Source organism: Psychroserpens sp. (genome assembly GCF_047633235.1).
In the GTDB taxonomy this organism is placed as follows: Bacteria; Bacteroidota; Bacteroidia; order Flavobacteriales; family Flavobacteriaceae; genus Psychroserpens.
This window is the reverse complement of record NZ_JBLIET010000006.1, coordinates 47,848-66,095: the sequence shown is the minus strand read 5'-3', so window position 1 is coordinate 66,095 and position 18,248 is coordinate 47,848. Positions and strand designations below refer to the sequence as shown.

Here is an 18,248-nt window from a genome sequence, read left to right as displayed (position 1 = left end):
TTGGATTTCTTAATTGAATTTATAAAAAACAGACTGCGTGGTGACCAAAGATTGATACAACAAATCAATGTTACGGCTACTAACAGCTTAACTTAATTAACAAAAAAAGTTGTCAATACATTAATGGAATAAAATTTCTCACCAAAGAATACTACTTTTTAGAGCTATCAAATTCTGGAAACCTTAATCTCATCTCAAATGATTCTATAAAATTGCTTTTACTCGAATTAGAAGAACTTTATAAAAAAACACATTAGACATCGCTCATGAAACATTTGACTGCAGAGAGTACATTTCAAAACCTGCATCCAAACACTTAGATATAGACCAGCAATTCCCCGTATTTATAAAAACAAAAACCGTTGAAGAACAGAACATAACCTTAGATAGTTATAACGGTTTATTAGACAGTAGAGCGTATAAAAACGTTTTAGTTATCATGTCTTTTATGTCAAATCCTTATATCTCAGCATATGAAAATATAAAAGCAAAATCAGAAACCATAATTGAAAAAATACAACTTAAACAATAACGAAAACAAAATACCACTTATTATCTACACTAGTTTAGAGCTATTTATTTCATTGAAAAACGATCTCTTTTTAATTTAAAAAAGAAATTATTACTCTTTTAGCACAAAGCTAATAGAAATACTATAAGGTACACTTACAGCTATACCACGTTGTTTACCAGGTATCATTTTTAGTAAGGAGTTTATAATGCGTTCTGCTTCTTTTTCTAATATTTTATCTGAACCTCTGCTCTTAATCTTGGCTACATATCCAGTATTAGCTATAATGAATAGCACATATACCTTACCATATATCCCCAACTCTAAAGCTGCATCTAGATATTTAAAATTTTTTATAACATGAGCTTTTATAGCGTTTTCAAAACATTTTATTTGCTTTGCTTTTACCCTATTTTCACAACCTGGAAATACTGGAATATTTTCGATAACTGAAAAAGGCACTTCAATATCTTCTTCGACTTCTTCAACTTCTACATCTTCAACTCTCCCTATCTTAGCGATAATATCTGTTTGATTCATTTCACTACTTTCAATAACAGTTTCTTGAATATCAACAATATCTTCAATAACTTTAATATCTTCAGGAACGACGGCTAGAGTCGTTGTTGGTGGAGGTGTCGGTATACTTAGATTTATGTTTTCTATATCTTCGTCAAGATAATCATCAAGATCAAGTGCCTCTAAAATGACATCCTCTTTTTTATAGGATTTATACTCTCATATCAAATAGGTTGATAATAACGTTAAGTTTAAACCAATAGCAAAATACAGACTACTATTTCTACTCACATTGACCTCTGGGTTTTTTTTGACTTCCATAACTTTGAGAGTTATTACGAACTCTAAGTTACCCTGCAACAGGCTAAAAAAAAATGACAATTATCATGTTGGGCATCTCTAACGATAATACATTAAAGATCATTTAACTGGTTATCACTGCCATCTTCACTAATTGTCCAAAAGAAACCGATAAAGAAGAATTGATCTGCTGCTGGTTTTAAAGAGCGTCTTGCGAAATCACCATTGATATCTGGTGTATTTGCATATTGATATCCGTTGATGTTTTTAAACCCTAAAGCATTGTTTACAGAAAGGTATAGAATCTTTTGTGGTGATATTAAATATGCCCAATTAAGACTAATACTATTAAAACTCTGTGTCATGTCTCCTAAGAAATCCTCAGTATTTTGATTTGTAAACGGTCGTCCAGAGGCATACGTATAACTAAAACCTACTTGACTTTTCCAATCTTCAATCCAGTACTTAGCCACAGCAGAGAAGTTATGTGTATTTGCAAAGTTAGGTTGAGCTTGTGTTGGGAAATTACGATAATCACGTTCTGTATCTAAATACGAATAGCTCAACCAATAATCTACATTCTTGATGCTCTTATTATCTCTCCAAAAGATATCTAAACCTTGTGCAAAACCAGATCCAGAATTATCAAAATTACTTTCAAAACTTTCAAAATCGGTATCAAATTTCACTAAGTTATCATACTCTTTTCTGTAGAGTTCTGCCCGAAATAAGCGTCCGTCGTTTACAAATTGATAATTCATAATGTAATGCTTTGTACTTTGTGATTTTATATCTTGATCAAACTTCAAAGCACTACTATTTGCATTTTGGTAGAAACTACCGTAAGCCATTGATAACTGTCCATTTTTAGATGTTTTATAAGCAAATGATACTCTTGGCGCCACTTGAAACTCATCAGACAGCTCATATCTATCTCCTCTTACTCCTACTTTTGCTGCGAATTTTTTACTACATATGATATCTGACTCGACAAAAAGTGCAGAGTTATTACTATTAAAGCCATAGCTTACGGGTGAGACGATTTCCGAAGAAAAACGCTCATCAAACTTAGTTGTAAAATGCTCTACTCCAAAATACAATTTAAACCTGCTGTTGAATCGTTTTTTAAATTTCAATTTTACATGAGCAGAATTTTCAGTATCCTTAATATCATTATCAATAAACGAGAAATCTGTCTTAGCAATAGTATAACTCAATCCTGTGTTTATGGACCAACCTTTACCCAAAATACCTTGATATGAGGTGTTCCCATAAAAGTTTCTATTATTGAGTTTGAACCTCACACCTTCGGGAGTATTAATATTTTCTTGTATTACATCGAAACTAGCCGTGTCAAAAGCTGCGTAGAACTTTAGGATTCCGTTATTAAATCTCTGCCGAAAGACCGCTTCACCTTGAGCACCTTGATAGGGCTTTTTCCACTCGTTACGATCTGGAAACAAAGCAACATAAGGTCCTAAATTAGTGTAAGACGCTTTAACACTCACTGATGTTTTATCCCATTTCTCGGTACGACCAAGACTAGCTCCAACGGTCATAATCCCAATTTCAGTTTTTTCTTGATCTGGCTCATCAACGGTATTTAATAATAGAACGCTGGAGAGTGCATTACCATACTCTGCAGAGTAACCACCTGTTGAAAATGTGATCCCATCGAACAGAAAAGGCGAGTAACGACCGCGTGTTGGAATATTATTTGGAACTGGAGAATAGGGAGTAAACACACGAATACCATCAATAAAAATTTGAGTTTCATCGGCATCTCCTCCTCTCACAAACAGTCTACCATCCTCTGCCACAGTAGATGTTCCAGGCAATGTTTGTAAGGCTCCAACAAAATCACCTAATGCACTTGCTGTTGTTACGACGTCTAATGGTTTTAAAACCGAAACTTTGCTATTATCACTAGCTTCAAAAGTTCCTGCCGAAATGATAACGGCATCCAAAGACTCCATATCTTCTTGCAATACAATTTTAAGATCTTTAAAGGCTGACACGTCTCTTATCATGGTTTTTGTTTCGTATGATAAAAACGAAATGATTAAGCCTTGTGTTCCCGTTTCTTGCGTAGTAAACTTAAAGTTTCCGTTTTCGTCTGTTGTAGCTCCGTCATAGGTACCATCTAAGTAGACATTAGCTCCAAAAACGGGTAGATTTTTGGTGTCTATCACTTTTCCTTTAATAATGGTTTGTGCACATGTCATTGATGAGATGAAGATTGCGATAAGAGTGATTAATTTACTCATGGTTGATTATTTTAACTATTCGTTTCTTGTACTAAACTATTTTCAGTGTTAATTGATAGGTCAAAAATGAATAACAATCGCAACTAATAAAATTCTATATGACTCAATTGTCAAAAATCAATACTGAATTGCATATTTTTGAGAAATTCAATAGTGTATGCTTACATTTTCAGAAAAAAAATTCAGCGTTATTTATGGCTTCATTGTACTTGCAGAATTAATTACAGAGTCTTCAGAAGACTTCGCATCCTTTCATTATGGTTTTAAACCCGCAATCGTAATATCCTTGTTGATTTTCTTTTGGATGCACAGCAAAACGCTCAATAAAAACTTAAGATTAATTACAGTTGCTGCATTATTATTTTCACTAGTTGGAGATGTCCTTCTCATGTTTGTAGAGTCTTCTGCAACATACTTCTTATTTGGTTTGGTTGCATTTCTAATAGCACATGTGATGTATGTCATCGCATTCTTAAAGCATAGAAACAAAACCTTAAATCCATTTGGTTTTATAATGCTTTTAATACTGTATGCTTTGGGCTTGTTTTATCTATTAAATAAGGGTTTACATGAGATGTTTATACCTGTAATAATTTATATGCTCGTTATTTTAAGCATGTCAACATCTGCTTTTTTGAGACAAGGAAATGCGCCAAGACTGAGTTATATTTTGGTACTCTTAGGTGCCTTATTTTTCATGATTTCTGATAGTATATTGGCACTAAATAAATTTCATGAGCCACTAGCCTATTCAAATATAAGTATCATATGTACTTATGCTTTAGCTCAATATTTAATCATTATAGGGCTTCTGAAATTAGCCAAAGCCGGGCGTTAAACCTGACTTCCTGAAGACAAGGGCGGGAAGACCCCCTTTTTATGGCAACTGTGCGTCGTTAAAGTTTACAAATAATGTCGTGTAGAGCTTAAGCGTAGTTTATAAAAAAAGCCTGCCCAAAGGAAAGCTCAAAACATCTACTTCTTATAAGGCCTAATAATAAGTCGTGCCGCTTTATCAAAATTAATATAGTTATACGTCCAATTAAAGAATACAATAACGCGGTTTCGAAAACCTACAAGTGATATTAAATGAATAAACATCCAAATAAACCAAGCAAAGAAACCTCCAAATTTATAGTGTTTTAAATCTACCACAGCTTTATTACGACCAACTGTTGCCATAGAGCCTTTATCGTTATAGACAAAAGGTTTTGGTGATTGCTTGTTAATAATTCGCATTATATTTTTTCCAAGAAGTTTACCTTGCTGAATTGCAGGCTGAGCCACTTGTGGATGTCCATTAGGGTAATCAACTGTGCTCATAGAAGCGATATCGCCTAAAGCAAAAATAGTATCGTAACCCTCAATTTGATTAAAACGATTGACTACATATCGATTTGCTTTTTCTAACATAGACTCCACTTTAAGTCCATGTACCAGAGAACCTGTTACTCCTGCTGCCCAAATTAAAGTTTCAGTCTGTAATTTTAAATCAGAATTAGTGGTTACCTGTTTTCCATCATAATCTTTCACAAACACATTCGTATGCACACGAACACCTAACCTTTTTAGAAACCCTTCTGATTTCTTTGAAGCCGTCATACTCATTGAAGGCAATACTCTCTCTGTTCCCTCTAATAAATGAATTTGCATAATACTACTATCTAAGTCACGATAATCTCTTGGGAGAATATGGTTTTTAAGTTCGGCTATTGCTCCTGCCAGTTCGACTCCTGTTGGACCTCCTCCAACAATAACAAAATTTAAATAGGCTTGGCGGTCTTTTATAGAGCTTGTAACAGCTGCTTTTTCAAAATTTTGGAGAATCAAACTTCTAATATTGAGCGCCTGAGGTATGCTTTTCATTGGCATGCTATTAGCTTCGATTGTTTTACTACCAAAATAATTAGTTTTAGTTCCAGTAGCGATGACTAAAAAGTCATAGCTAAGCGTTCCAATACTTGTATTAATTTCATTTATTTTTGCATTCACATTGTCCACTTCAGCAAGTCTAAAAAATGTATTGCTATTTTTTTTAATGATTTTTCTCAGCGGATATGCGATAGAGTCGGGTTCTAATCCTGAACTAGATACTTGGTATAATAATGGCTGAAACGTATGATAGTTATGCTTGTCTAAAAGAACGACCTGCACCTCTTTTTTTGCTAATGACTTTACTAAATTTACGCCGGCGAAACCACCACCTATTATTACAATTCTGGGGAACTTTGATTCAGGGATATTCATATAAAAAACGACTTAAAATGTCAGGATCAAAGATACAGTTTATCCCATTTAAAATCCTATTTTTAATTTAATGTTGAACGAAATGTAACATTTTAAATTTAAATACTACTTATAAGTAACTAACTAATCAAATTTGAATAAAGAACTCGAACATAGTTTTGTAGAATTGCTTGAGAAACATCAGAACATTGTGCATAAAGTATGTAGATTATATACCAATAATCAAGATGCTCACAATGATTTGTTTCAAGAGATAACAATACAGTTATGGAAAGCATATCCAAAATTTCGAGGCGATGCGAAGTTTAGTACTTGGATGTATCGGGTAGGATTAAATACCGCAATTACATTATATAGAAAATCAAAGCGTACAATCAAAACGCAAGAGTTTGAAACTGTATCTTTTAAAATAAAATCTGTAGAATATGACGATACCGAAGAGCAGCAACTAAAATTATTATACGAAGCAGTACACCAATTAAATGATATTGAAAAAGCACTAGTGTTATTGTATTTAGAAGATAAAAATTATAAAGAAATAAGTGAAACCCTAGGTATTAGCGAAGTTAATGCTCGCGTAAAAATGAATAGGGTAAAGAAAAAATTAAGAACAATATTAAATCCGTGATATTATGGATGAGTTAGACTTATTAAAAAAAGATTGGCAAGCCAATACAACGCAAGTTAATCAACAACTATTGGGCAAAGATATCTACCCGATGCTGCATAAAAAATCATCATCGATTGTAAAAACACTATTCTATATAAGCATCGCAGAACTTCTATTTTGGATCATAGCTAATAGTTACCCTTTGTTTGCTTCAGAACAATACCGGGAAGAATTGGTTGCCATGTATGGCGGTTATACCATGCTAATAGGGCTTACTACATTTGGTAGTCTTGTAGTCATACTATTTGTCTATTTACTTTTTAAGTCTTATAAGTCAATCTCTGCAACTGATAGCGCAAAAAAACTTATGGAAACTATTCTGAAGACTAGAAAAGTAATAAAGTATTACGTGATATACAATCTCGTTATGGGGTTTTTATCACTATCAATTGGTTTATATTATACTATTAATTACAATCCAGAAGTGGCGGAACAATTTGCTCAATATTCTAGTAAGCAAATGTTTATTGTAACTGTTGTCATGATACTATTTATTGCTTTTTTCTTACTCGTATTTTGGTTATTCTATCGTCTTATCTATGGCATTTTATTGAAACGACTTAACAGTAATTACAAGGAGCTTAAGAAGTTGGAAGTGTAATAATGAAACAGATAAAACTCCATATTGAAGATTACGAAATCGGTTACAAATTAAATTGTCTAGGCGTAGATAAAGCAGGTTCTAAACACTAGTTAATACTAAGCTAAAATGGAAATTCTAGCGCGTATTTCATATGTCCCTATTGGTTGACTTTATTTAAGGATAAGATATCGCAACAAAAAAACCATAGTATACTTGAAGGAGAATACGAGAATAGTCATTATGTTGCTGGAGCAAGGTTAATCCTGAAAGCCTTTGGGATATTACTTTTTTCAGCATTATTAATATTCTTGCTGGTAGTCATTGGACGTTCACTATATGATGCTTTTGCTTAAAACAATAAGACAATTACCAATCGCGTAACTCTCGGTTAAGACGCTCCTTTTCTTCTAATTCATCTTGTGGAATCACCTTTAAAAATGATGGATGTTGCTCAATAGCATATTCGATTTTTTCAACAATAGAATCGATAGACTCATTGTCGTAATCAATCTCTAGAGGCTCTTTGATTTCAAAAGATTGATAGACATTTTTCTTCTTCACACGCAACCCTTTCTTATCAAATGACCGTCTAAACCCATCTATTACAATAGGAACAACTATTGGTTTATACTTCTTTATAATATGAGCGGTACCTTTACGAATAGGCTTAAAAGGCGTCGTAGTTCCTTGCGGAAAGGTTATAACCCAACCGTCATCTAAAGCCTTTCCTATACTAGAAATATCACTCATTTTAACCTGCCGATTTACATTTTGACCTTCAGCTCGCCATGTACGCTCGATACTAATTGAACCAACATATGCTAAAACCTTTGGTAATAAGCCAGATTTCATGGTTTCTTTAGCTGCAACGTAATAAATATTCAATTTAGGATTCCAGAGATAGCCTATATTTTTTAACGAATCTCCACGATTGCTTAAACTCGCATTAAATACATGAAACATTGAAATTACATCTGCAAAATAGGTCTGGTGATTTGATATAAAAAGAACATTGTTATCGGGTAGATTTTTAATGATTTCAGAGCCCTCTATTTGAAGCTCATTAAACCCTCTAAACCTGCGGTGTGTAAGAGCTCCTAAAATTCTAATCAACCATTTCTTCACAAAAAGTATATGCCCAAAAGGGTTTCTTTTAAATAATCCCATTAATTATTTTTGATTAGTAATCCAATTGAAATCATGCATTCATTCATTTCAATTAGTTAAAAAATTACTATTTAAATTTAATTTTCACTGCAAATAAAAATTACTAAAAATTTCAAAAGCAAAATTACAAAAAACTATATTTTATAGGACCTTTTTTAACAAGTCTTTTAATTCACTGAGCATCATAGCTGTTGCTCCCCAAACGATATGACCGTTGAGTGTAAATGCAGGAACTTCTAATTCTTTATTCATTGAGGTCATCACATTTACGTCACTCCTATTATCATCATCCAAAAAATGAGACAAAGAGACTTCTATCAAATCCTCAACCTCTTCATCTTGCTTAATAAACTGTGGTGTTTGTTTTGTAATTGCTATGTAAGGAGACACTGTGAAATTGCTTGGCGGAATATACAGCTTAGTCAGCGCCTTCAGTACTTTCATATCTATAATTGGCACGCCAACCTCCTCGTAAGTTTCACGTAACGCAGTATATTCTAAATCTGGATCATCGTCTTCATATTTTCCTCCTGGAAAACCTACTTGAGAAGAATGCACCCCTTTATACGTCTTTCTTAAAATAAGTATAAGATACGTTTCTCCAATGTCATCTGGATAAAATAATGCCATAACTCCTGCTTTTCTGGCATGTTTCATCTTCTCTCTATTTTCATCTATAAGATCTCTTCTAAAAGGAGGTGACATTTTAAATTGAGAGTCTTCTCCTGGAAGATTTAGATTTTTTATTTTTGAAGCAGATTTTATGAACGTTTCAAAATTCATTCCCTTATGAGGTTTTTTATAATGATAGTATTGTGTTTGGTGATTTTCAATTGTGAAGATAAACAATCTCAAAAGAAAATGCCTACCCAAGTAATAGATTCTACGCAGATAAAAAAGGAAACTATAGCATTAAAAACAGATACAATCACTGAGGGAAATCAAAAAGAATTTCTATTGAATAAAGACAACGCCATGGAGTTCTTTTTAGAATATGACAAAAAACATAAAGAGAATAAAGTTCGTATTGTGACTGATTATGGCAATATAGACATCCTACTTTTTAACGAAACAAAGTTTCACCGTTCTAACTTTATTTACCTAGCCAAAAAAGGTTATTTCAATGATACTCAATTTTACAGAGTGATAGAAAATTATATCATTCAAGGTGGTAGTACAGATAACAGGGAGGTGATGCGCAAGCGTCGCTATATTGGCAAATACTTATTACCAACAGACACAAAACGTGGTTTTCATCACGATCGAGGTGTCATTTCTATGCCTAGTAGTGATATTGAAAATCCTTATAAATTGGCGTCACCCTATGAGTTTTTTATCATGCTAAGAGATGTGCATGAGCTGGATGGAGATTATACCATCTTCGGAAAAGTAACCAGCGGTTTAGAAGTTGCTGATAAAATTGCAAATGTAGATACAGACGGTTCAGACTGGCCTCTTAAAAACATATACATACGACGTGTTGAAGTTTTGGATTGATTTTTCTCGCAAAGGTGCAGAGACGCAAAGCTTACTCTTATGACTTACTCGTTTTTTATGATGTATAATTAAATGTTTTTTTTCTTCGGAAGCACTTAATGTCTCACTGTTGTCCTAAAAACCCTCGTATTCAGCTTCGCTGAATTGTCCTCCCTTCCAACCGAAGGAAGGAGCACTATTCTGCTTATAATTTGACTTTGCCTTCTTTAAAAAATCAAAAGTAGCGATTGAACCAGCTCCTCCCTTCTTTTGGAAGGGAGAACAGATATACCGCAGATAAATACGAATCTAAATGAAAATGAGACTGCATATTCTACCCTATTAAGTGTGCTTAAATACTATAAAAATATCGTTGAGTTAGATTCTAGCTATAACAATTCTACTTTAGAAGAATATCTTGAATTATCAGAAAAGGAGTTTAGAAAAAAATTAGACGCTTATAAATTCTTTGAATTAACGCTCTCTATTTAAAACATGAAATTGACTCTTCTCACTTTAATTGTATCAATTGCCATATTACAGTCATGCCAATCAAACCTCGAGGTTAATTTTACTGAAGCATTACAAGATTGTTTATCCACAGAAGATATTAATCAATTAAACAAAGCTACTGCTCAATTTGAACGTAAACTTACGGAAACCTACAGTTCAAAAAACACGAACCAAAACTATTTAAGATTTCTGGAGGATTTTAGTGCCATGAACCTCAACCCAGATTTCATATTAGATTCTGATTCAAAAACCATTTTGGATGATTTGAAAGCCTCAGGAACTTTTGATAAAATTTGGATATCAAAATTGAATAATTATAAGGAACGAAATACAGAAAGTTTGATCATTGAATTTGAACCTAAAAAAAACGAGGACTACTATTGATATTCCTAAAGTAGATTATCTGTGTATAAACCCGACAGGCAATTTCAGAAAATGCCTCTCATTAAACAATACCATTCATAATAGCTTGAAGGACGTTATAGACATACAAATCAAAGGACCTAGCTTAAGTTACGGACTGACTTCAAAATCTGTAGCGAATAGCATCACAGTTAAAGACCTAGAAAATAATTTAAACAAAGTTGTTATTGCTATGCTTTTCTATTATGAAATAGTTCATTTGACCAATCAAAATCTATAAATTAATGTCACTATGATTAAAACACGACTACTCGTCATAATGTTGACCATTTCATTACCAGTGATTTCACAAAGTAAAACTGATGATTTCACACTTATATCGACTACCATTCAAAATTATTACAATGGCTATATAGAACGAGATATCGATAAACTCAGTACAGCTTTTGATACCGAATATGGAACTATGGAAGTGCCTGTTGATGACAAAAACAGTTCTAAAGGATATAAGAATGTTTACTTTAAGGATTTAATCCCAAAATGGGGAAACAGAGAAAAATTACCTGAGAGTGAGTTAAATAACTGTGTGCTTCATATCTTAAATATAGATATCGAAGCTGGCAACATCGCCAGTGCTAAAATGAGTATGAAGGTTGGAGATGTCACGTATATTGATATGTTATCTCTACATAACATTAATGGAGCATGGAAAATAACGAATACGATTTATTACGTCAAGTAATTAGACCTGTTCCTTTTTATACAAACTAGGTAAACTCACCTTAAACTTAACCGCAATAAGTCGTATTACAATCACAACTATTATGGCAATTATAAATATCAAGTTAGTATTTGCCATAAATAGACGAAGTGAAAAGTACGTTAGACCTCCGAGAATACAAGCGGTTGCATAGACTTCTTTTCTAAAAATCACTGGAATTTCATTACATAAAATATCACGAATCACACCACCAAAGCAAGCTGTCATTGTTCCAAGTGCAATACAAATAATGGGATGTAAACCTGCAACTAATCCTTTTTCTATGCCAACAACCGTGTATAATCCAATCCCAATAGTATCAAACAAAAAGAGAGACGTTCTTAGGTAGTTGATTTTATTCCGAAGTAAAATTGCAAATACGGTTGAACCAAAAATCACATACACGTAGGTCATATTAGTCATCCATGACACAGGATTAATCCCAATCATAACATCACGTAACGTCCCACCTCCTACCGCAGTTACAAAGGCAATAATGAGGACACCAAAAGGATCCATTTTTTTATCAAGAGCCACCAATACTCCCGAAATAGCAAAGGCAATAGTTCCTAAAATATCTATGACTTGAAAAAACATTACTATTTGAAATTTTGAAGTTAGCTATTTGAATTTGCAGTTACTTTTATAGAACTGTTCAATTCTAATATATTGCGCACAAAAGTATCATTTGTTTTAGGACTTATATAAATTTCATTGTATTTCCTGTATTTTATAATTAAACCGTTTCTAGCTGTAGCGGGTTTAAATCCAGACCAAAGGGTTTTGCCTTTAATAATTTCTAAAATATCTTTTATTGGGATGGCACCTCGTATTGGTCCGCATTTGTATTTTAATTCGATTGGAGTCAGTTCGTAAGTTGTATCTAAATACATCCATAATAATAATCCAGCCACAGCTAATAAAAGAACGCTACTACAAAAGGATATACTATTATTAAATCCATATTGAACAAATTGAAATAAAGCGACGCCAATAAAAAGGATACTAAACCCAAAAGTGGTTAGTTGGAATAAGATATCTTTTCTACTTTTAAATGTCATGTGTTATGTTGAAAGGATAAAATTAAAACGTCTACGAAACAAAACTCCCTTGCGTATAATAATTATAATCTTTTAAGATGGTGCCCACAAATTCCATATCGCTACCATTAAAATCTTTAATCTCTACAACCTGTATAATTTTAGTCCGTAATTTTACTAAAGTCTCATAGTCTCGAGCAGCTTTTGCTCGCACAAATGTTTCTTTAATGATTCGAGCATCATTATCTGATAATTTAATCACATTAGGATAGGTTGGCACATAACTATCGTCTAATTCTTCAAGAATAGTATGACTAATATTCACATTATTTTTCAGGGTAATCACAGAAGTTCCCGCAGTCATATCTCCTAAACGCTGACTCTTTTTACTGGTTACAATGGCAATTAATGCAATAATACCAGACATCATATTTAAATCTATAATTCTAAAAAACCAACGTACTAGATAATCAGCTAAAGAGGCTTGATAGCCATCTATTTTTACGACTTTTATTTTCATAATACGCTTACCAATTGTTTGTCCGTCAAGAAAAGTTTCAAAAAGTAACGAGTAAAATACAACAGGTAAATAAAAAGATACTAGTATGGCAATTCTAGACCAATCATCCATACCATTCACAATATCATCAATATGAAATAAATTAAAAGTTATTTGATAGACGACTACCACATAGGCAATCTTTATAATAAAATCGATTATATATGCCAATATACGCTCACCAACACTTGCTGCGATGAAATTTATATTGACGTTTTGTGTCGTATTTATTTGTAACTCTACCATTAATTTCTTTAACTTTGAATGCGTATGAGAGAAGTGGCATTTATTAAACAAAATAAAGAAAAATGGCTCAATTTTGAAGAGGGTATTTTTGGGAAAACCCTAAAAAACCCTGATGAATTGGCATCACTTTATATTCAGTTAGTAAATGATTTGTCTTACGCCCAAACTTACTATCCCAAAAGTAAAACAATTCTTTATTTAAACAACCTAGCTGCTAAAGCTTTTCAAAAAATTTATAAAACAAAACGCGAAGACACCAACAGGTTCGTACATTTCTGGAAGATTGAAGTCCCTTTAATTGTATACGAATATAGACGCTATGTCCTTTATGCTTTCGTTATATTTTTAAGTTTTGTTGGTATAGGAGCCTTATCCGCAGCACATGACGATTCGTTTGTGAGATTAATTTTAGGTGACGAGTATGTTAATATGAGTCTAGAAAACATCGAAGCAGGAGATCCTGTAGCAGTTTATAAAAGCGGAAGTAATTGGGGCAGTTTTATTGGGATTACGCTTAACAACCTATACGTAGGTATTAAATCATTTATTTACGGAATTTTCGGCGGATTAGGAACAGGATTAGTAATGTTATATAATGGTATTATGATTGGAGCATTCCAATATTTTTTCTACCAAGAAGGCGTCCTTTGGGAAAGCGTTCGTGGCATTTGGATTCATGGCTCTATGGAAATTTTCGCCATCGTTATTGAAGGCGCAGCAGGGTTAATCTTAGGTGCTAGTATTCTATTTCCTAAAACATATTCTAGAATGACCTCTTTTAAAATGGGTGTGAAAAATGGTGTGAAAATTTTAATAAGCACCTTCCCTTTCACTATTGCCGCAGGGTTTCTAGAAGGTTATGTAACAAGATATTCAAACACGATGCCCAATTGGTTATCTGTTGGTATTATTTTAATAACCTTAAGTTTAATTTCATATTACTATTTAATTTACCCTTTTATATTGAGCAAAAAACTAAAAAACCTACATGCAGTTATATAAATCTAGAGGCTTTGGCGAGTACTTTCAAGACACCTTTGCGTTTTTAAAACAAAACGGAAAACACCTATTTAAGCACTTCTTTATTATCAACGGAATTTTCTTGTTGATCCTTATGGTCATAGGATATTTCTTTAGTAAATTTTATACCGATGTTATTTTTGGAGGACTGATAAATGGCAATAGTTCCGGTATAGACGAATACATAAACCAAAACTCTGGTATATTTATAGCACTCATTTTAATATTTATAATCGTTGGTTTATTGGCTGCAATGATTTCCTACTCCTATATTCCTATTTATCTAAAACTATATAGCAAGCACGACGGCAAAAATTTCACAGCAACAGATATTATAAACACATACAAGGCTAATATTGGTAAAATATTCATCTTTTTACTCTGCGGAATACTAATCGTAATCCCATTGATGCTCGGCGTTGGCATTTTACTTTTTATTCTCGCCATTACTATAATAGGTATTTTTGCAATGCCTTTAGTTATAGGCGCTGTAAGTTTATTCTATCAAGGCGCACTTATGGAATATCTTGACGAAAAACGGAGTATTTGGGATAGTTTTGGATATTCTTGGAGAATGATGAGCTCAAAATTTTGGGCAGCTATAGCCTGTGTAGGTATCTTTTATTTAATAAGCTATGTGGCACAAAATGTCATTGCACTTATTCCTTATATTTTTGGTATGGTCAATCTGTTTACAGACATAGAGACGAATACTGTACCAGAGCCCATGGCCATTCAAAAAACCATGACGGTAATGATGCTCGCTATTTTTCTATTGACATTCTTAGTGAGTAGTATTTTAAATGTCGTTGTACAACTCAATCAAGGTATCGTGTATTATAGTCTTAAAGAAGACAATGAAAATATCAATACCAAAAGTGATATTGATCTAATTGGATCTGGTGAGTAGAATATTGTTCTTACATATCGTCCTTCTTTTCTTCGGAATTTCCTTGCATGCAAACGCGGTAACTATAGATACAACTGCACCATTGCAAACCATGCAAGACTCCGTATATGTAGACACAGCACCTATTGATAAACGCGAATTTGACAACCTCAAAGAGATCTATGAGGGCAATGAATTTATCTATGAGCGTACTGTAGACAATTCTGGAATATGGACACGATTTAAACAATGGCTATCAGATTTTTTTAAAAATTTGTTTGATATCAATAGTGATGCTAAAGCTGCAGATATTACTGACATCATCTTAAAGGTTTTTTATGTCGTTATTTTTCTATTGGTCGTATTCTTTATCGTGAAGGCTATTATTAACAAAGAAGGGAGTTGGATCTTCGGAAAGTCTAGTGATAAGACTATTATTCCTGTTACAGATATCGAGAATAACATCTACGAAACCGACTTTAAATCACTCATTATAGAAGCCGAAAAAGAAGACAATTACAGACTTGCTATTCGGTACTACCACTTATGGTTGTTAAAGTCACTTTCTGAAGCAGAAATCATAGACTATGATGTAGAAAAAACGAATAGTGATTACTATCTCGAAATAGAAAATAAAGATACAAAAGAAGAATTCTCATATACCTCCTACCTATATAATTACATTTGGTATGGCGAGTTTGATATTGATAACGCTCAATTTGAAAAGGCTAAAAAAGCATTTACTCAATTTTTAAGAACCCTTTGGAAATGAGTAAAACACTAAAAATATACATCGGCCTTTTAATACTACTATTCGTTGGAATTATAGCGATTGAATTCTCAACACCTGCCCCTATTAATTGGCAAAAAACATATAATGAGACTCAAAAAACACCTTACGGAACATTTGTTTTTTACGAAGAGCTCACAAATTTGTTTCCAGAGAGTAAAGTACAAGATATTAAAGTTACACCATATGAGTATTTTGACGACTATTACAATTGGGAAGATAGCACCTACTTAACCACTGGAACATACATTATCATTGATGAATATCCTGACTTAGATAATATATCTGCTCAAGAATTATTAGATTTTGCGTCTCATGGTAATGATATTTTTATATCGAGTAATTACTTTCCTGATCGTCTTTTGGACTCTTTAGGATTTGATACAAAAAATGAATTCACATTTAAAGGTAAAGCAGAATTCACATTTACAAATCCAGTTTTTGAAAGTGATTCCATTTCCGTAGAAAAAGGATTAAACAATATTTATTTCTCTAAAATTGACACGCTCAACACGACCGTTTTAGGACATCAAAAATTTGATGATGTGACCTATACCAATTTCATAGAAGTCCCTTGGGGAAGTGGTTATTTTTACTTGCATGTGCAACCTGTAGTGTTCACCAATTATCATTTGCTTAAAAAAGATAATCGCAAATATGCATCTAGCGTACTATCTTATCTTAATGATGATACCATCTATTTTGATTCTAGAAATAAATTCCGAAAAGAACTAGGAAGTTCACCAATGCGATTTGTTTTAAGTCGGGCAGCACTCCGTTGGGCTTGGTATATAGCATTACTGACGACTATACTGTTTATAATTTTTAATGCTAAACGAAGACAGCGTATTGTAAACGTTAAAGAACCCTTAAAAAACACAACTGTTGATTTCACTAAAACGATTGGTAATTTATATTACGAAACAAAAGATCATGATAATTTAATAGAGAAAAAAATCACTTATTTTTTAGAATTTATTAGACGTGTCTATTATTTAGACACTCAAATTCTCGATGATAAGTTTGTAAAGAATTTGTCTTTAAAATCTGGCAAAGACAAAGAAGATATTAAAAAATTAATTAATCAGATTGTATATTTAAAAGCTAAGAGCAATTGTAATGAAGCCAATTTATTACAATTAAACAAGGCTATAGAAGATTTTTATACCACATAAATTATGGAACATTTAGACGACAACCAAAACGAAGATACAACACCAAATACCGACCAATTTGACGAGTCGTTATTAGGAGATTCTAAAGCTACAGAATCTATTCAGCCTAAGGAAAACCTAGAAACAAATCTCAGTGACATCAGTTTTACAAACCGAATTGACTTAAGTGAACTTCAAGATGGTATTGCTTTAATAAAAGGTGAAATCAGCAAAGTAATTGTTGGCCAAAAAGGAATGATAGATATGCTCATCGCGTCTATTCTTGCGAATGGCCATTCGCTTATTGAAGGTGTTCCTGGAGTAGCAAAAACCATATCTGCTAAGCTCTTAGCAAAATCACTAGACGTAGGGTTTAGCAGGATTCAATTTACACCAGATTTGATGCCTAGTGATATTTTAGGAACCTCTGTCTTTAATATGAAAAACTCTGAGTTTGATTTTAAAAAAGGGCCTATTTTTTCTAATATGATTCTTATTGACGAAATCAACAGAGCACCAGCAAAAACACAAGCCGCTCTATTTGAGGTGATGGAAGAGCGTCAGGTTACTATTGATGGTAATAGATATCAAATGGATTTACCTTTTATAGTTCTCGCTACTCAAAACCCAGTAGAGCAAGAAGGAACGTACCGTTTACCAGAAGCGCAATTAGACCGTTTCTTGTTTAAAATAGATATTGATTATCCCAATATAGAGGAAGAAGTAGAAATCTTAAATCGTGAACATAATTTACAAGGTAAGGGTAAAACCGATCAAGTTACTGCGCATTTAAGTGCTGCTAAAATCATTAAATTTCAAGGTTTAGTAGAGCAAATCAAAATAGAATCACATCTCATTAAATACATTGCAGATATGATTGTGAACACACGTAACAATCCGTTTTTATACTTAGGAGCGTCACCAAGAGCCTCTATCGCTATATTAAAAGCCAGTAAAGCGTTCGCTGCTATGGATGGTAGAGATTTTGTAACACCAGAAGATATTAAGCGCTCAGCAATACCAGTATTGCAACATCGTGTGATTGTAACACCAGAACGCGAAATGGAAGGCGTAACAACGAAACAAATTATAAAGCAGATTATTGAAGCCGTAGAAATTCCTAGATAAATTTAGCAGTCACTGATTAATCCTCAGTATTCAAGGGGTTTAGCAG

At 33.0% G+C, this 18,248-nt stretch carries 20 protein-coding genes; 12 read left to right on the top strand and 8 right to left on the bottom strand.

Features of this window, described 5'->3' with window-relative positions:
- Positions 1-622 precede the first annotated feature (622 nt).
- Positions 623-1,051, bottom strand: a complete 429-nt coding sequence (locus tag ACJAZK_RS03240) for an energy transducer TonB (protein ID WP_415222588.1) — start codon at positions 1,049-1,051, stop codon at positions 623-625.
- A 392-nt stretch (positions 1,052-1,443) separates the two neighbouring features.
- Positions 1,444-3,597, bottom strand: coding sequence for a TonB-dependent receptor (locus ACJAZK_RS03235; protein ID WP_415222587.1), 2,154 nt, complete (start codon positions 3,595-3,597; stop codon positions 1,444-1,446).
- Between the two features lie 157 nt (positions 3,598-3,754).
- Between ACJAZK_RS03235 and ACJAZK_RS03230 the strand changes: the two genes are divergently transcribed.
- The gene (locus ACJAZK_RS03230) at positions 3,755-4,435 is read left to right on the top strand and encodes a lysoplasmalogenase (protein WP_415222586.1); all 681 of its coding nucleotides are present in this window, start codon (positions 3,755-3,757) and stop codon (positions 4,433-4,435) included.
- Between the two features lie 137 nt (positions 4,436-4,572).
- Here ACJAZK_RS03230 and ACJAZK_RS03225 read toward each other — a convergent pair whose 3' ends face one another.
- A complete protein-coding gene (locus ACJAZK_RS03225) occupies positions 4,573-5,844 on the bottom strand; it encodes an NAD(P)/FAD-dependent oxidoreductase (protein WP_415222585.1) in 1,272 nt (423 codons plus the stop codon).
- 133 nt (positions 5,845-5,977) lie between these two features.
- Here ACJAZK_RS03225 and ACJAZK_RS03220 point away from each other — a divergent pair, with 133 nt between their 5' ends.
- Both ACJAZK_RS03220 and ACJAZK_RS03215 read left to right on the top strand, forming a co-directional pair.
- The gene (locus ACJAZK_RS03220; RefSeq protein ID WP_028872581.1) at positions 5,978-6,472 is read left to right on the top strand and encodes an RNA polymerase sigma factor; all 495 of its coding nucleotides are present in this window, start codon (positions 5,978-5,980) and stop codon (positions 6,470-6,472) included.
- A gap of 4 nt (positions 6,473-6,476) precedes the next feature.
- Positions 6,477-7,115: a hypothetical protein gene (locus ACJAZK_RS03215; protein WP_415222584.1), complete on the top strand. Its 639-nt coding sequence runs from the start codon at positions 6,477-6,479 to the stop codon at positions 7,113-7,115.
- Between the two features lie 348 nt (positions 7,116-7,463).
- Here ACJAZK_RS03215 and ACJAZK_RS03210 read toward each other — a convergent pair whose 3' ends face one another.
- Positions 7,464-8,264, bottom strand: a complete 801-nt coding sequence (locus ACJAZK_RS03210) for a lysophospholipid acyltransferase family protein (protein WP_415222583.1) — start codon at positions 8,262-8,264, stop codon at positions 7,464-7,466.
- 141 nt (positions 8,265-8,405) lie between these two features.
- A complete protein-coding gene (locus ACJAZK_RS03205; protein ID WP_415222582.1) occupies positions 8,406-9,047 on the bottom strand; it encodes an NUDIX hydrolase in 642 nt (213 codons plus the stop codon).
- Between the two features lie 6 nt (positions 9,048-9,053).
- Between ACJAZK_RS03205 and ACJAZK_RS03200 the strand changes: the two genes are divergently transcribed.
- From ACJAZK_RS03200 to ACJAZK_RS03185, 4 genes are all read left to right on the top strand, one after another.
- Positions 9,054-9,761: a peptidylprolyl isomerase gene (locus tag ACJAZK_RS03200; protein ID WP_415222581.1), complete on the top strand. Its 708-nt coding sequence runs from the start codon at positions 9,054-9,056 to the stop codon at positions 9,759-9,761.
- A gap of 249 nt (positions 9,762-10,010) precedes the next feature.
- Entirely contained in the window at positions 10,011-10,232 is a 222-nt protein-coding gene (locus ACJAZK_RS03195) for a hypothetical protein (protein ID WP_415222580.1), read from the top strand.
- A 3-nt stretch (positions 10,233-10,235) separates the two neighbouring features.
- Complete coding sequence (locus ACJAZK_RS03190; RefSeq protein ID WP_415222579.1) at positions 10,236-10,637, top strand: hypothetical protein; 402 nt, start codon at positions 10,236-10,238, stop codon at positions 10,635-10,637.
- A gap of 271 nt (positions 10,638-10,908) precedes the next feature.
- A complete protein-coding gene (locus ACJAZK_RS03185; protein WP_415222578.1) occupies positions 10,909-11,358 on the top strand; it encodes a nuclear transport factor 2 family protein in 450 nt (149 codons plus the stop codon).
- Here the strand turns inward: ACJAZK_RS03185 and ACJAZK_RS03180 are convergent, their stop codons facing one another.
- Genes ACJAZK_RS03180 through ACJAZK_RS03170 form a run of 3 tightly spaced genes read right to left on the bottom strand, consistent with a single transcriptional unit; the run spans position 11,359 to position 13,221 of the window.
- Complete coding sequence (locus ACJAZK_RS03180) at positions 11,359-11,973, bottom strand: trimeric intracellular cation channel family protein (protein ID WP_028872571.1); 615 nt, start codon at positions 11,971-11,973, stop codon at positions 11,359-11,361.
- 20 nt (positions 11,974-11,993) lie between these two features.
- Positions 11,994-12,437: a PH domain-containing protein gene (locus ACJAZK_RS03175; RefSeq protein ID WP_415222577.1), complete on the bottom strand. Its 444-nt coding sequence runs from the start codon at positions 12,435-12,437 to the stop codon at positions 11,994-11,996.
- A gap of 31 nt (positions 12,438-12,468) precedes the next feature.
- Positions 12,469-13,221 carry an RDD family protein gene (locus ACJAZK_RS03170; protein ID WP_415222576.1) on the bottom strand — a complete coding sequence of 251 codons (753 nt, stop codon included), beginning with the start codon at positions 13,219-13,221 and terminating at the stop codon, positions 12,469-12,471.
- Between the two features lie 24 nt (positions 13,222-13,245).
- On the opposite strand from ACJAZK_RS03170, the gene ACJAZK_RS03165 reads away from it, so the two are divergent.
- The 5 genes from ACJAZK_RS03165 to ACJAZK_RS03145 are packed head-to-tail and all read left to right on the top strand — an operon-like array spanning position 13,246 to position 18,202.
- Positions 13,246-14,223 (top strand): stage II sporulation protein M, encoded by a 978-nt coding sequence (locus ACJAZK_RS03165; RefSeq protein WP_415222575.1) that lies wholly within the window; start codon positions 13,246-13,248, stop codon positions 14,221-14,223.
- Positions 14,210-15,151, top strand: coding sequence for a hypothetical protein (locus ACJAZK_RS03160; protein ID WP_415222574.1), 942 nt, complete (start codon positions 14,210-14,212; stop codon positions 15,149-15,151). Before ACJAZK_RS03165 ends, ACJAZK_RS03160 begins: the two co-directional genes overlap by 14 nt.
- Positions 15,144-15,902 (top strand): DUF4129 domain-containing protein, encoded by a 759-nt coding sequence (locus ACJAZK_RS03155; RefSeq protein ID WP_415222573.1) that lies wholly within the window; start codon positions 15,144-15,146, stop codon positions 15,900-15,902. The genes ACJAZK_RS03160 and ACJAZK_RS03155 overlap by 8 nt, the downstream gene beginning before the upstream one ends.
- Positions 15,899-17,095, top strand: a complete 1,197-nt coding sequence (locus tag ACJAZK_RS03150; RefSeq protein ID WP_415222572.1) for a DUF4350 domain-containing protein — start codon at positions 15,899-15,901, stop codon at positions 17,093-17,095. The genes ACJAZK_RS03155 and ACJAZK_RS03150 overlap by 4 nt, the downstream gene beginning before the upstream one ends.
- Before the next feature lie 3 nt (positions 17,096-17,098).
- Positions 17,099-18,202 carry an AAA family ATPase gene (locus tag ACJAZK_RS03145; protein WP_415222571.1) on the top strand — a complete coding sequence of 368 codons (1,104 nt, stop codon included), beginning with the start codon at positions 17,099-17,101 and terminating at the stop codon, positions 18,200-18,202.
- Positions 18,203-18,248 lie beyond the last annotated feature (46 nt).